This is a genomic window from Nonomuraea sp. WAC 01424, assembly GCF_003947315.1.
GTDB lineage: Bacteria > Actinomycetota > Actinomycetes > Streptosporangiales > Streptosporangiaceae > Nonomuraea > Nonomuraea spiralis.
On the sequence record NZ_QHHZ01000006.1, the window covers coordinates 271,264 to 285,197 of the forward strand.

13 protein-coding genes are annotated in these 13,934 nt (G+C 72.9%); 6 read left to right on the forward strand and 7 right to left on the reverse strand.

Translation table 11 applies throughout. The features are described 5' to 3' along the window. Positions 1–68: 68 nt before the first annotated feature. Together DMB42_RS18640 and DMB42_RS18645 are read right to left on the reverse strand one after the other, a co-directional pair. The gene (locus DMB42_RS18640; RefSeq protein WP_125636207.1) at positions 69–482 is read right to left on the reverse strand and encodes an SRPBCC family protein; all 414 of its coding nucleotides are present in this window, start codon (positions 480–482) and stop codon (positions 69–71) included. Positions 483–560: 78 nt separating this feature from the next. Beyond that, positions 561–1,568, reverse strand: a complete 1,008-nt coding sequence (locus DMB42_RS18645; RefSeq protein ID WP_125636209.1) for a hypothetical protein — start codon at positions 1,566–1,568, stop codon at positions 561–563. A 182-nt stretch (positions 1,569–1,750) separates the two neighbouring features. Between DMB42_RS18645 and DMB42_RS18650 the strand changes: the two genes are divergently transcribed. Then, a complete protein-coding gene (locus DMB42_RS18650; RefSeq protein WP_125636210.1) occupies positions 1,751–2,722 on the forward strand; it encodes a threonine/serine dehydratase in 972 nt (323 codons plus the stop codon). Positions 2,723–2,742: 20 nt separating this feature from the next. Here DMB42_RS18650 and DMB42_RS18655 read toward each other — a convergent pair whose 3' ends face one another. The 3 genes from DMB42_RS18655 to DMB42_RS18665 all read right to left on the reverse strand — a co-directional run bounded on the left by DMB42_RS18655 (position 2,743) and on the right by DMB42_RS18665 (position 7,227). Next, complete coding sequence (locus tag DMB42_RS18655) at positions 2,743–3,429, reverse strand: hypothetical protein (protein ID WP_125636212.1); 687 nt, start codon at positions 3,427–3,429, stop codon at positions 2,743–2,745. 7 nt (positions 3,430–3,436) lie between these two features. Continuing rightward, positions 3,437–6,430: a CHAT domain-containing protein gene (locus tag DMB42_RS18660; RefSeq protein ID WP_125636214.1), complete on the reverse strand. Its 2,994-nt coding sequence runs from the start codon at positions 6,428–6,430 to the stop codon at positions 3,437–3,439. A gap of 62 nt (positions 6,431–6,492) precedes the next feature. Then, positions 6,493–7,227, reverse strand: coding sequence for a helix-turn-helix domain-containing protein (locus tag DMB42_RS18665; RefSeq protein ID WP_125636216.1), 735 nt, complete (start codon positions 7,225–7,227; stop codon positions 6,493–6,495). A gap of 223 nt (positions 7,228–7,450) precedes the next feature. Between DMB42_RS18665 and DMB42_RS18670 the strand changes: the two genes are divergently transcribed. Continuing rightward, entirely contained in the window at positions 7,451–8,119 is a 669-nt protein-coding gene (locus DMB42_RS18670) for a DUF4097 family beta strand repeat-containing protein (RefSeq protein ID WP_125636218.1), read from the forward strand. Between the two features lie 20 nt (positions 8,120–8,139). On the opposite strand, the gene DMB42_RS18675 is transcribed toward DMB42_RS18670, so the two are convergent. Further along, the gene (locus tag DMB42_RS18675) at positions 8,140–8,574 is read right to left on the reverse strand and encodes a helix-turn-helix domain-containing protein (protein ID WP_125636220.1); all 435 of its coding nucleotides are present in this window, start codon (positions 8,572–8,574) and stop codon (positions 8,140–8,142) included. Between the two features lie 101 nt (positions 8,575–8,675). On the opposite strand from DMB42_RS18675, the gene DMB42_RS18680 reads away from it, so the two are divergent. Continuing rightward, positions 8,676–9,590, forward strand: coding sequence for an NADP-dependent oxidoreductase (locus DMB42_RS18680; protein WP_221762230.1), 915 nt, complete (start codon positions 8,676–8,678; stop codon positions 9,588–9,590). 10 nt (positions 9,591–9,600) lie between these two features. Here DMB42_RS18680 and DMB42_RS18685 read toward each other — a convergent pair whose 3' ends face one another. Then, positions 9,601–10,503, reverse strand: a complete 903-nt coding sequence (locus DMB42_RS18685) for a LysR family transcriptional regulator (protein ID WP_260477768.1) — start codon at positions 10,501–10,503, stop codon at positions 9,601–9,603. 110 nt (positions 10,504–10,613) lie between these two features. On the opposite strand from DMB42_RS18685, the gene DMB42_RS18690 reads away from it, so the two are divergent. From DMB42_RS18690 to DMB42_RS18700, 3 genes are read left to right on the forward strand one after another with little or no spacing between them, the layout of a single operon-like run. Continuing rightward, complete coding sequence (locus tag DMB42_RS18690; protein ID WP_185844731.1) at positions 10,614–11,042, forward strand: hypothetical protein; 429 nt, start codon at positions 10,614–10,616, stop codon at positions 11,040–11,042. Beyond that, positions 11,035–12,645, forward strand: a complete 1,611-nt coding sequence (locus DMB42_RS18695) for a multicopper oxidase family protein (RefSeq protein ID WP_125636224.1) — start codon at positions 11,035–11,037, stop codon at positions 12,643–12,645. Before DMB42_RS18690 ends, DMB42_RS18695 begins: the two co-directional genes overlap by 8 nt. Positions 12,646–12,688: 43 nt before the next feature. After that, positions 12,689–13,930: an NAD(P)/FAD-dependent oxidoreductase gene (locus tag DMB42_RS18700; protein WP_125636226.1), complete on the forward strand. Its 1,242-nt coding sequence runs from the start codon at positions 12,689–12,691 to the stop codon at positions 13,928–13,930. The last annotated feature ends 4 nt before the right edge of the window (positions 13,931–13,934 follow it).

Consider the following 13,934-nt stretch of genomic DNA (forward strand, 5'->3'; position numbering starts at 1 on the left):
GCCTCTCGTGGGTCGGCCGGTCGGACGGACGATGACACGTCCGGCCGGTCATCCTAGTGACATCGTTGTCAAGAGCGTTCAACGGCCTCGATCGCCTGCTTCATCTCCCGTACGCCGTACTCCATGCGCACCCCGACCTCGGCGGCGGAGGAGTCGGGCAGCACGTCGGCGGTCCAGATCAGCCGGCCCGCGCCGGCGCCCTCCGGGCGGACCTCGAAGGTCGCGTGGTGGTGCTCCAGCGGGGGCCGTGCGCCCTCCACGACGGCATAGGCCAGGCGGCGGGCGTCGTCGGCGACGGCGACGATCAGCTCCCTGATGACGTGCCCGTCGGGGAACGTCAGGAACCGCTGGTCGCCCTCGATCCTGGTGCCGGCCACCCGGCCCGGCAGCAGGCGTTCGTGCACGGCGCCGACGTCGCGCAACACGTCCCAGACATGCTCGGGGGAGGCGTCGACGACGATCTCATGCCGGATGGAGGCCATTGTGTACGTCCTTCACTATGAAATTACAGAATAGTACGTCCTTCTATAATGCCCGAACATGATCCCGCCCGTACGGCGTCACCGGACGTTCCAGTCCTCCTTCCGGGGCGGGTAGGCGAAGGTCTGGCGGTCTGCCCAGTCCTCGCCGACGACGCGGTAGTCGTGCGCGGCCTCGCTCGCGGTGTGGTCGCGGCCGACGTCGACCGTGTCGGCGATGGACCAGACGCCGTTGACCTCGTGCTCGACGGTGTAGAGGAACTCGTTGCAGCCCGAGGCGGACACGCACGTGTTGACGACGGTGAGCGAACGCCGGCCCGCCGTCAGCTTCGGGGGCACGTCGACGATCTGGTTGCGCCACTTGTAGACGCCGTCCTCAAGGAGGGGGCGCCACCTCGCGGCCGGGGTGCCGTTGACGGTGACGGTGGCGTCCTGGAGGCCGACCCCTACGTCGAGGCGGCGGATCAGCCGTACGCCGGTGTTGGCCGCGCTGACCCTCACGGTGAACCGGCTCGACCCGCCCCGAGGGAACGCGCGCCCGTCGTCACTGACGACATGGGCGGGATCGACAACATGAGCCGGCACCCCGTCGGGCATCTCCCCCTGCCCTTCCAGCCGCAGTACGACGACCACCCCCAGAACCACCACGACAACCGCAGCCGCCAACACTCCCCGCCGCCGCCACCCACCAGACGCCGACGCCCCAGGCTCGGGGGCGGCGGGGGGCGGTGTGTCGTGGGAGGCCGGGGGGACGTGGTCGTCCACGGCCGTCCTGCCGGACAGGCGGCCGACACGTACCCGCTCCCACGCCCGTTCCCACGCGGGGAGCTCGTGGTCAGGCACCCGGCATCCCCGCAGGAACGCCACCATGACCGCCTTCTTCGGGAAACGCCGCCCGGCCAGCATGTCGGCGCAGGTGGTACGCGGCAGCCGGGCGCCGCCCGCCTTGTCGGCCCGCGCCTGCAACTCCCGCAACGACACGTCGGCCCGTACGAACCGCTCGGCCAGCAGCTTCACCAGGTCCTCATGGCAGCTGACCGACTCCAGCCCGAGCCCGGCGGTCTCTCCGACGCCAGGGACCTCGCTCATCGCCCTCAACCCCGCCTCTCCTGACCGGCCCATGAGGCCGCACAGACCCGCGCCAGACAGTGTAGGGGCGATCACACAACGTGTCCGGGCTTGGCGGTACGGCGCTGCCGTCCGCCGGAAGCGGACGGTCAGGCCCGCCCGACGCGCCCTGGAGAGTCGGTGCGTCGCTACGCTGTTGTGCCGTGCAAGCGACGCGCCTCGACACCGCTCGCATCCGGGCGGCCCGCCGGGTGATCGACCCGATCTTCCTCGACACCCCGCTCTACTGTTGTGAGGCGCTGGAACCCCACCTCGGTTGTGCGGTGAGCGTCAAGCTGGAAACGGCGAACCCGGTCCGCAGCTTCAAGGCCCGCGGCACGGAACTGGTCACGAGCCTGCTCGCCGGCGTCGACGGCAGGGCGGCGGCCGTGGTGTGTGCCAGCGCGGGAAACCTCGGCCAGGCCCTCGCCTGGTCCGGACGTCGCCGTGGCCTGGACGTCACCGTCGTGGCCTCCCGCTCCGCCCCCGCCGCCAAGCTCGACCGCATCCGCGCTCTGGACGCCCGGCTGGAACTCGTGGACGGCGACTTCGACACGGCCCGCGAACGGGCGGCGGCCATCGCGCGGCACGACGGCGTCCGCCTGGTGGAGGACAGCCTGGACCTTGAGACCTGCGAAGGCGCGGCGACCATCGGCTTGGAGCTGGTGGCGGCAGTGCCGTCGTTCGACGCCGTCCTGATCGCGCTCGGGGGCGGGGCGCTGGCCACCGGGGTGGGACACGTGCTGAAATCCCTGGCGCCCGACGTCGAGGTGATCTGCGTCCAGCCGCTGGGGGCGCCTGCGATGACGTACTCGTGGCGCCGGCGGCGGGTCGTCACCACCGGGCCGACCGACACCATCGCCGACGGCGTGGCCGGCCGGCGTCCCATCCCGGCCGTCCTGGACGATCTCCTCCTGGTCGCCGACGACGCCGTGCTGGTCCGGGAGGCGTCGATCATCGCCGGGATGCGGATGTTCCTCGACCACGCCGGCCTGGTCGTCGAGCCGTCGGCCGCGCTCGGCCTCGCCGCGATCCTCGAAGACCGCGACCGCTTCGCCGGCCGGCACGTGGTCACCGTCGTGTGCGGCGGCAACGTCGACCCGGACGCCTACCGCCGCTGGATCGGCGTTTCCTGACGGCCGTAGAACCCGGCGGTTCAGCGGGCGGGCCAGGAGACGTTGCGGATCACTTCGGGCAGTCTGGCGCGGAAGCGGGACAGGCCGAGCCTGGACCGGCGTACCGAGGCCGACACGATCATCGTCATCTCGAACGGCGTGCCCTTCCTGGCCTTGACCACCGCGAACATGCGCTGGACGCCCGACAGCTCGGCCGCCCGAGTACGGCGCAGCCGCCACTCGAAATCGCTCTCCCGCTCCCCGAGCCCCAGGACGAAGACGTCGTCCCTGCTGTGCTCGGTGTTGTGGGCCAGCGACGGTTCGGCGAACCCGAGCTTGGCGTTGATCCCGACGTTGTTCGTCACCTTCACCGGCACCGCGGAGCGCAGCGGGAACAGCGACCAGGCGATGGGCCGTTCGCGGCCGTCGGGGGTGGTGAGGCTGACGCCCATGGCCGCGTCCTCGAAGGGTTCGCCGGGGTCGGGGTAGAGCGTCATCACCAGGTGCAGTTCGAAGAAGTCGTGGGTGGCCAGCGTGTCCAGCAGGTAGCGGTCGACGGCGGCGCGTTCGCCCTCCGGCTGCGCCAGCGGCGCCAGTACGGGCTCGCCCAAGGACATCCGCCTGGCCAGCGGCCCGCCGGGCGGCCCGCCCAGCACGCGGCGCGGTTCCAGTTCGACCGGATGCTCGGCCGCCGGTCGCAGCGGCAGCTCGAAGATCGTTTCATCCATGGTTCTCCTATCCGGCGTGCCCGACGAGGCAGAACGCTCCCCAGTCCGCGTACTGGGGGTAGGCCCGGCGGGTGAGGGCCTGGGCGTGGACGAAGGCCGCTCCGACCTCGCCCGAACGGTAGAGGTGCTGGTAGAGCGTGGCGAAGAAGAGCGCCGACACCTCGGGGCGTACCGACCAGCAGGCGCCCGCCACCGCCCCGGCGCCGGCGCGCAGCAACATCGACGGCAGGCCGAACAGGTTGTCCAGGTAGTCGTAGCGCATCAGCAGCGACTCGCACGCCTCGATGGTCACCAGCCGGACCGCGCTCAGGTCGCAGCGCAGGATCTGGTCGGCGAACAGCCTGCCGTCCTCGCCCGCCAGGAACAGGCAGTGGAACAGCGGCGCGTCGGGGTCCTGCATCCCGTGCGCGGCCAGGTGGATGTACGGCGTCCGGCCCGCCCTGGTCAGGAACTCGGCCGGCGTCGCCCGCTCTCCCGTCAGCGCCCGGCCGCCGAACAGGACCGCGATCCCGGCCGCGCTGCGTTCCACCGACTCCTCGTACGGCAGGCCGTACCGGGTGCCGCCCGCGGCCGAGGCGACGGCGAGCACCCCCTCCTCCTGCGCCGCGGCGCCCGTGCGGAACAGCGGCGCCAGGCACGGCAGCACGCTGACCGTGAAGCGGTCGGCCACGATGCCGTCGCCGAACGGCAGCAGCCAGAACGGCAGCACATGGGCGGCCTCGTGCGGCCACAGATAGAGCGTGGTGACCGTGTCGTCGAGCCCGGACAGCCAGTCCAGCATCGGGCCCAGCCGCCCGGCCTCCTCCCGCAGGCGCTGCTCGGCCTCGCGCGACAGGTGCCGGTTGAGCGCGTCCTCCTGTACGGCGTCCAGGAGCGTGGGCATGCCGCCGAACAGGACGGACAGGTCGATCACGCCACGCTCGCCGCCGAGGAGCATCGTGCCCCAGAGGCCGGGCCGGTCGGGACTGTAGGTGACGACGACCTCGGTGGCCCGCCCGGTGATCAGTTCGGCGGTGACGGTGTTGCCGTGGTCGCCCTGCATGTTGCCGGTGAGCAGGGACAGCAGGCAGGCCGAGTCGCCCAGGAAGTCCTGCACCTGCCGGAGCCCGCGGATCGGCCGGTCGGCGGCCATGCCGGCCCTGGCCAGGTCGCGGGCGAGCGTGCGGTGGTAGACGCGGCGCCAGTTGGCGGAGGTCTGGGCCTCGTCGGAGCCCGGCTGCCCCTCGCGGACGGTGACGGGCGCGGCGAGTTGCGCCGACGCACCGCCGTTGACCTGCCAGGCCCCGGCGGACAACTCGGCGCCGGTCGTGCCGTACACCCGCAGAGCCTGGCTCACGTTCTGGGTCATGGCGTCCACCGGGCGCCTGTCGCCGTCGAGCGCCGCGGCCAGTACGAAGCCCTTGGCGAGCTGGTGCGCGGCCAGCCAGATGGCGTCCGTGTCGGGGAAACCGCGGACCGCGGCGAGTGAGACGATCTCGAACAGCGCCTGCTGGATCAGCCGGTGTCCCTGGAGGCCGACCGGCACGCCCGCGCCGCCGACCAGCCCCATCAGGCGGAGCAGCAGGTGGGCGACGTCGGCCCCGGACCGGGCGGGGAGCTGCCTGATCTGCCGGGGCAGCCCGTCCAGGCACACGGTGGCGGTGTCGGGGCAGTTCTCGACCAGGTAGCCGAGTGCCGCGTCGGCGGTGGCGACGGGGTCGGCCTCCTGGTCCCCGGGGTCGGCGACGGGGTCGAAGGAGATGGTCCTGGCGAGGCTGAACGCCCTGCTCAGCGCGCCGTTCCCGCGGCGGGCCGCGGCGCCGACCCGGTCCAGGGTCGGCCCGTCGTACCGGGCGTGCAACAGCGCGTGGACGGCGGCCGCCGGCTGGCCGTAGTCGAGGAAGGTCTCCGGAGGCATGCCCGCCAGATGTTGCCCGCAGCCGGTCGGGTCGCCAGGAAGGGCGTGCAGCATCAGGCTCGCGGCGTGCAGCCGGGCCTGCTCCATGCCGGTCCTCGGGAGGAACGGCCGCAGGTGCTGCGAGCACACGGCGAGCCGGTCGCGGTCGGCCGCGCCGCACGCCAGCTCCATCGCGGTGAGGTAGAGCCAGGCGGTGGCGTGCAGGCCGTGCTCGGCGATCATCTGCCCGGCGTTGCGTACGTGGACGCGAGGGGTGCGCAGCAGGACCGAGGGGTCGCGCAGGTCACCGGCGAACAGCCAGAGCCTGGCCCAGACCGTGGGGACCGCCCGCGTCGGGAGCAGCCGGTCGGCCTCCTCCAGCCGGCGTTCGACCTGCCGCAGGTCCGGCGGCCTGCCGGTCATCGCCCGGGTCAGGTCGATCAGCGCCAGGTAGGCCAGCGCGCGTCCCCGTTCGACGCCGTCGTCGAGGGCGGCGGCGCGCCGGAAGCAGTCTTCGGCACGTTCCAAGGAGTCGTCGTAGCCGGGGAACGTGTCCGGCGTCCCGCTCGCCGGGCGCGGCATGCCCGAGTTCCAGGCCCGGCGGAACGCGCGCATCGCCACGTCGTGCTCGTAGGACTGGGAACCGGCGGCCAGCGAGTACGGCTCGAAGTGCACGCGGCCGGCGAGGTTGAGCGCGAGGGCCGAGCCCGTGACGGCGGCGAAGGCGTCCGCCAGCCGGGCCGCGTGGTCCATGACGGCCGGTTCGTGCTGGTCGGTCAGCAGGTCGATGGTGGCGGTCAGGCAGTCGCGCACCGCCCGGTGGGGGCCGAGCGAGCCGCCGTCGCGCGGCCGGAGGCTCTCGTGCAGCAGCAGGAAGTGGTTGCGCCGGTGTTCAAGGGTGCTGAACAGCAGCGGCACTCCCACGTTCATGTCCTGCAACAGGATCATGGCCGGCTCCGGGAGCAGGAGCGGCGGCTCCTTGACCCGGTCGGCGGCCCGCTCGGCGTCGCCCGCGCCGAGCGGCGGCAGGTCGCGGACCCGCCGGACGGCCTCCTCCTCCGAGTAGATGCCGCGATTGCGTAGATCCAGCATGTAGTCGAAGAGCACGAGCGCCAGGTCGTCCACAGGGACAGTATGGGTGCGCAGGGTGGCGGGTGGAGGGCCTTCCGTGACGAAGGCGCTCCTGATCAGCGTTCGTCCGGCACGCGGGGCTCGGGCTTCGTGTGGAGGACCGCGCGGGCCTGCTCGGCGGCGCGGATGAGGCTCTCGGTGACGAAGTCGAGGAAGCGGGCGACGTTCTCCAGGCGGGTGGCGGCCGGGGTGCCCTGGCCGAGGACGCCGGCGCCCTGGCGGGCGATCTCGACGAGCCGGGCGTTGTCCTGGGCGCTGGTGATGATCGACTGGTACCACAGCTCGTCGTCCACGACGTAGCGCTCGCGGCGGCGTTCGTCGCGTTCGCGGCGGACGAGGCCCTGGCCCTCCAAGAACGCGATCGACTTGGAGACGGTCGCCGGGCTGACCTGGAGGCGCTGGGCGAGCTCGGACGCGGTGAGGCTGCCCGCGTCGGTGGTGAACAGGCAGCCCAGCACCCGGGCCATCATCTTGGGCAGCCCTCCCTGCATCAGGACGGTGGTGAACGTCTCCTCGTACTCGCGCACGGCCTCGGCGTCGCGCCCGTGGGCCTGCGGGACGGCCTGGGGCGCGCGCGGCGCGGGCTGGGCGCGTCGTTGCGTACGGCGTTCGGTGGCGCGGTGGGCCAGGTCGGCGCGGTAGGCCGTGGGCCCGCCGTTGCGCATCACCTCGCGCGTGACGGTGGAGGTGGGACGGTCGAGCCGCCTGGCGATCTCCGCGTAGGCGAGGCCGTCGGCCAGCCCCACGGCGATCTGCTGGCGGTCGTGCTGGGTGAGCCTGCCTCCCGGCATCGCGATCTCCTTCGTCTCTCCCGATCGCCGCCCAGCATAGCGTTAACGTTCAATCCATTGCAACGAAACGAACGAAGGTCGTTGCGTTATCCGGCAATCCGGCGCAACGATTAGCTGACGTTGACCTGCGTGAATGCAATTTCTCCGCAACGTGGATGTTGCACGCACTTGGAAAGCAACGTAGCGTTTCCGGTGTCAGAAACAACGAGCGCAGGAGATCGCAATGCAGACCTTCACCACCCCCGCCCCCATCGCCGCCGTCCTCGACATCCCCGCCGGGCGCGTGCAGCTCATCGCCGCCGACAGGGCCGACACCGTGGTCGAGATCCGGCCCGCCGACGCCTCCAAGGGCCGCGACGCGCAGGCCGCCGAGCAGACCAAGGTGGAGTACGGCGACGGCGTCCTGCGGATCGAGACCACCGTGAAGAACCAGTACCTCGGCCCCTCCGGCTCCGTCGAGGTGACGGTCCAGCTCCCGGCCGGTTCCCGGATCGAGGCGAAGGTCGCCGCCGCCGACTTCCGCGCCGTCGGACGGTTCGGCGAGGTCGTCCTCGACGGCTCGCTCGGCACGATCAAGATCGACGAGGCCGCGTCCGCCCGCCTCACCACCGCCGCCGGCGACGTCACGATCGGCCGGCTCAACGGCCCAGCGCAGATCAGCACCGGCAAGGGTGACATCCACGTCACCGAGGCCGTGAGCGGCAAGGTCGTGCTGCGCACCGAGGCCGGTGACGTGTCGGTCGGCGCCGCCGCCGGGGTCTCGGCCTCCCTGGACGCCGGCACCTCCTACGGCCGCGTCCACAACTCGCTCATGAACGCCGAAGGCGCCGGCGCCCCCCTCGACATCCACGCCACCACCGCGTACGGCGACATCACCGCCCGCAGCCTCTGAGCCGCCGGACGGCAAGCGGCCTACTGGCCGGGCCTGATCTCCGAGACGTTCGCCGAGCCGTCGTCGTAGCGCGCGCGGGCGGTGGCCACGTACGGGCGGTGCTCCTCGGCCCAGGCGATGAGCCCGGAGACCTGGACGGAGAGCGTCTGCCCGACGGGGGTGAGCGCGTAGTCCACCCGGGGCGGCGAGGTGGGGGTGACCGTCCGTTCGACCAGGCCGTCACGCTCCAGGCTGCGCAGGGTGAGGGTGAGCATCCGCTGGGAGATGCCCTCGATGGAGCGCCGCAGCTCGGAGTAACGTTTGGGGCCGTCGCCCAGCAGGTTCATCACCAGGACGCTCCACTTGTCGCCGACCCGGTCGAGGACGTCGCGCAGCCGGCAGGTCGGGTGGCCCTCGCCGATCGGGTCGCGCACATCGGTGTGCCCTACGCGGGCCAAAGTGCCTTCTTCCGCCATGGCGGCATTGTGCAGCAGGATCGATCCGCGCACAAGAAGTAACCAGCGCACGGAAATTACTGCTGCATTCGCGACACGACGGAGTGATCATCATGCGTGCCATGGCATTCACCGGCTTCGGCGCCGGCCTGGCGGCCACCGACCTGCCCACCCCTGAGCCCGCCCCCGGCGAGGTGCTGGTCCGGGTGCTGGCCTCCTCGGTCAACGGCTTCGACCTCGGCGTGCTGGGCGGCCACCTCAAGGGCGTGTACGAGTACGAGTTCCCCGTCGTGCTCGGCAAGGACTTCGCCGGTACCGTGGCCGCCGTCGGCGAGGGGGTGACCGGCCTGACCGCCGGCGAGGACGTCTTCGGCGTGGTCATGCGTCCCACCCTGGGCCAGGGCGGCTACGCCGAGTACGTCTCGGTGAACCACGGGTACGGCCTGGCGCGGATGCCCCAAGGGCTCGGCCACACCCGCGCGGGCGTGCTGGGGCTGGCCGGCACCGCCGCGTTCGACGCGGTAGAGGCCGTCGCCCCCGCGCCGGAGGAGACCGTCCTGATCTCGGGCGCGACCGGCGGCGTGGGCGCGTTCGCCGTCCAGATGGCCGCCGCGCGCGGCGCCAGGGTGATCGCCACCGCCAGGCCGGGGGCCGAGGCCGCGTTCGTCACCGGACTGGGCGCTACCTGGACCGTCGACCACGAGGACCTGACGGCGGCGGTGCGCGCGATCGCGCCCGGCGGCGTGGACGCCGCGCTGCACCTGGCGGGCGACGGCCCGGCCGTCGCCGCCCTGCTGGCCGACGGCGGGCGGCTCGCCTCCACCCTGCACTACCTGCCCGAGGAGCCCGCCAGGGACCTCAAGGCCACGGCCGTGATGGCCGACCCCAACCCGGCCACCCTCGCCCGGCTGGCCGCCGACGTGGTCGAGGGCCGCCTGCGGGTGCCGGTCGCCCGCTCCTACCCGCTGGCCTCGGCGCCGAGCGCGATCGCCGACTTCACCGCCGGGACCTTCGGCAAGTTCGCCGTCACGATCTGAGGGCGTCCGGTCAGCCGCGCTTCTCCTGTGGGTCGCTGGTGACCCAGTCCCAGCTGGTGATCGTGGTGCGCATCAGGCGGGCGGCGGTCGACAGGTGGCTGTCGGCGCCCCAGAACAGCGTGAGCGTACGGCGGCAGTCGGGGCTGTCCACGTCGACCCAGCTCAGCGGCGCGCGGGTGGTGGAACGCCGGGCGATGGACGGGACCAGCCCGATGCCGAGCCCCGCGCTGATCAGGTCGGCGATGGCGCTGGACTCGTCGCCCTCGCAGACGATCCGCGGCGTGCGGTCGCGGGCGGCGAAGAGCCGGTCGAGCAGCCGGCGCTGCCAGTGGCCCTTGCGGGCGGTGACGAAGGGCTGGTCGGCCAGCTCGTCGATGGTCACCGACGTACGGTCCGCCAGCGGATGGTCGAGCGGCGTGGCCACCCCCACCGGCTCGTCGAGCAACTGGACCGACTCCAGGCCCTCGGCGTGGATCGGCTGCGAGGCGACGCACAGGTCGAACTCCTGCGCGCGCAGGCGTCCGGCCATGTCGTCGGCGGGCGCCCAGTGGAGCTCGACCTCGACGGAGGGATGGGCACGCTTGTAGGCCGCGAGCGGCCCGGTGAGGGTGAGGAAGGTCTCCGACGCCAGCCGTACGGTGCCGTAGCCCTCGCCGGCGGACTCGGCGACGGCCCTGCGCCCGGCGTCCAGCTCGCCCAGGGAACGTTCGACGAAGCCGCGGAAGAGCCGGCCCGCGTCGTTCAGCCTGAGCCGGCCGGCGCGGTCGAACAGCGGCGTGCCCAGCTCGCTCTCCAGCCGGGCGATGGTCCGGCTCAGCGACGGTTGCGCCACCCGCAGCTCCTCGGCCGCCGCGCTGAGGTGTTCGAGCCGGGCCACGACCAGGAACTGCCTGAGCGCGTTCAGATCCATCATGCCTCCTCGGTCATAACAGCATAGCAATACAGATCTTGGACAAGATAACGCGAGAGCCATAGCGTCTGGAGGCGTACAGGAAGAACGAGACAGAGTGGGAGGGATCCCTCATGCTCACCGTGGCCGGCAGAGCGGGAGCCGACGCCGCACGCCGAACGGGACCCGCGGGGTGGACGCTGCGCGCGCTGGTCAGCGCGCACATGGTGGCGATCGCCGGGCAGCCGGTGTTCGCCGGGGTGTACCTGACCGGCGACTACGACAGCCTGCGCTGGCACGCCGTCGGCGCCGACGTGGTCACCTCCCTCGGCTACCTCCAATTGATCGCGGCGATCGTGGTGTGGGTACGGCTGCGCGAGTTCTGGCCCACGGTGGCCACGGCGGCGGTGGTGGCGGCCGAGACGGTGCAGTACTTCGCCGGGCTCGACGGCGCGTTGTGGCTGCACATCCCGCTCGGGGTGATGACCGTCGCCGCGCTCACGGTGCAGTTCATCACCGTCTGGCGCCGCCCCTTCCCCCGGCGGGAGGACCGCGATGCATGAGCACGACGCCGCTCCCGGACGCCCCCGCGGCGTGACCAGGCGGCAGGCGCTGGGCATCGGCGGCGCGCTCGGGATCATGGCGGCCACCGGGCTCGGCACCTCGGCCGCGCTGGCCCGCCGCCCGTCGGTCACCGGCGCCGAGCTGCGCAGCGAGCTGCCGCTGCCGCCGCCGTTCCGGGTGCCGCTGCCGATCCCCGCCGTGCTGGCGCCGACAGGAACCTCCGACCGCTACGAGATCGTCCAGCGCGAGACGACCCTGGAGATCCTGCCCGGCGTCCGGACCCGGGCCTGGACGTACGGGGGCACGTTCCCCGGCCCGACGATCGAGGCGCGCCGCGGCCGGCCGATCACCGTGACCCACCGCAACGACCTGCCCGTGCCGACCGTCGTGCACCTGCACGGCGGGCGCACCCCGGCGGACTCCGACGGCTACCCGACCGACCTCGTGCTGCCCGAGGGCTGGACCGAGCCCACGATGGGCCACGGCTCCGGCCACGGCATGGGGAACATGCGCGACCCGCACGCGGTGCTGAGCCGGCGGACGAGGGACTACACGTTCCCCATGGACCAGCGGCCGACGCTGCTGTGGTACCACGACCACCGGATGGACTTCACCGCCCCGGCGATCTGGCGGGGCCTGGCCGGGCTGCAGATCGTCCGCGACGACGCCGAGGAGGCACTCGGCCTGCCCTCGGGGGCACGTGAACTGCCCCTCATGATCGCCGACCGGGCCTTCACCGCCGAGGGCGAGCTGGCCTACCCCGCGCTCGACCCCACCCTGCGGGAGCGGCCGGGCGTGCTGGAACCGTACCTCGCCGGGGTGCTCGGCGACGTGATCCTGGTCAACGGCGCACCCTGGCCCGTGCACGAGGTCGACGCGGCCCGCCACCGGCTGCGCATCCTGAACGCCTCCAACGCCCGGCACTACGAGCTGGAAGCCGTCCTCGACGACGGGCGCCGGCTCGACCTCGTCCAGATCGGCGCCGACCAGGGGCTGCTCGCGGCCCCCGTCGTCCACCGGCTGCTGCCGATCGCGCCGGCCGAGCGCTACGACGTGGTTGTGGACTTCTCCGCCGTACCGGTCGGCGGCCTGGTCCGGATCGTCAACCGGCTCGGCTCCGGCCGTACCCGTGACGTCATGGCCTTCCGGGTCGCGCGCGCGGCGGCCGACGACAGCCGCGTCCCGCGTGTCCTGTCCGCCGACCTGCCCGGATGGCGCCGGGCCGACGCCGTACGGGTGCGCGACTTCTCCTTCCGCGCCGGACAGCTCGACCACGGCCGCGGTTGGCTGATCGGCGGGCTGCCGTTCGACCCCGCGCGCTCCGACGTCACCGTCGGCCTCGGCGACGTCGAGGTGTGGCGGATGGTCGCAGACGTCCATCACCCCGTCCACCTGCACCTGGTCGGCTTCCGGGTGCTCTCGCGCAACGGCCGGCCGCCGCTGCCCCACGACGCGGGGCTCAAGGACACCGTCTCCCTGCGGCCCGGCGAGGCGGTGGAGATCATCACCCGGTTCGACGGCTACCGCGGCCGCTACCTGTTCCACTGCCACAACGCCGAGCACGAGGACATGGCCATGATGGCCAACCTCCAGGTCGTCTGACCGCGTTGTCCGACCGCTCACCCCGTTCACGAGGAGCATCCCCATGGCCGCCGACCCCGGCGTCGTCATCATCGGCGCGAGCCTGGCAGGCGCCCAGGCCGCCCGCGCACTGCGGCTCGACCACTGCTACGACGGGCCGATCACGCTCGTCGGCGACGAGAACCACCTGCCGTACCAGCGTCCCGCGCTGTCCAAGGGCTACCTTCTCGGTACCACCGAGCCCGGCGAGCTCGACGTCCTGGAGCCGCGCTTCTACGCCGACCAGGACGTCACCCTGGCCCTCGGCGCCCCCGCCACCGCGCTCGACCTGGACGCCCGCCGGGTACGGCTGGGCCGCAACGTGGAGCTCGCGTTCGGCCAGGTGCTGATCGCCACCGGCGCCCGCCCGCGCCGCCTGCGGGTGCCGGGCGCCGACCTCGACGGTGTCCACTACCTGCGCGACCGCGACGACAGCGAACGCCTGGGCGCGGCCCTGCGCGCGGCCTCCGACGTCGTCGTCATCGGCGCGGGCTGGCTCGGCTGCGAGGTGGCCGCCGCCGCCCGCGCGCTCGGCGTGCGCACCACCGTCGTCGATCCGCTGCCCGCGCCGCTCTACCACGTGCTGGGCGACCGGATCGGCGGCCTCCTCGCCCGCCGGCACCTCGACCACGGCGTGAACCTGCTCACCGGCGACGGCGTCGAGGCCGTGCTCGGGACGCGGTCCGTCGAGGCCGTACGCACCGTCGCCGGGCGGCGCGTCCCGGCCGACCTCGTCGTCGTCGGCGTGGGCGTCACCCCCAATACCGAGCTCGCCGAGGCCGCCGGGCTGCGCGTGGACGGCGGCGTGCTCACCGACGGGCACCTGCGCACCTCGCACCCGGCGGCGCTGGCGGCCGGTGACGTCGCCCGCCACCGGCACCCCCGCTACCTGAAACCGGTACGGATCGAGCACTGGGACAACGCCGTCGTCCACGGGACCGCCGCCGCGGCCACGCTGGCCGGCCGCCCCACGCTCGTGGACCACGTCCCGTACTTCTTCTCCACCCAGTACGGGTCCACCCTCGAATACGTCGGGCTGCCCGCCACCTCCGACCGCGTCGTCACCCGGGGCGCCCCCGGCGAGCCCGGGTTCACCGCCTTCTGGCTCGACCGCGGCATCCCGGTGGCCGCCCTGACCGTGGACAACCCGGGCGCCGCCGGCCACCTGCGCGGCCTGGTCGCCGCCGGGCACTCCGCCGACCCGCGGCGCCTCGCCGATCCGGACGTCCCCATGGCCGACCTCCTGCCACGGGTAACCGCCTCCTGAACGG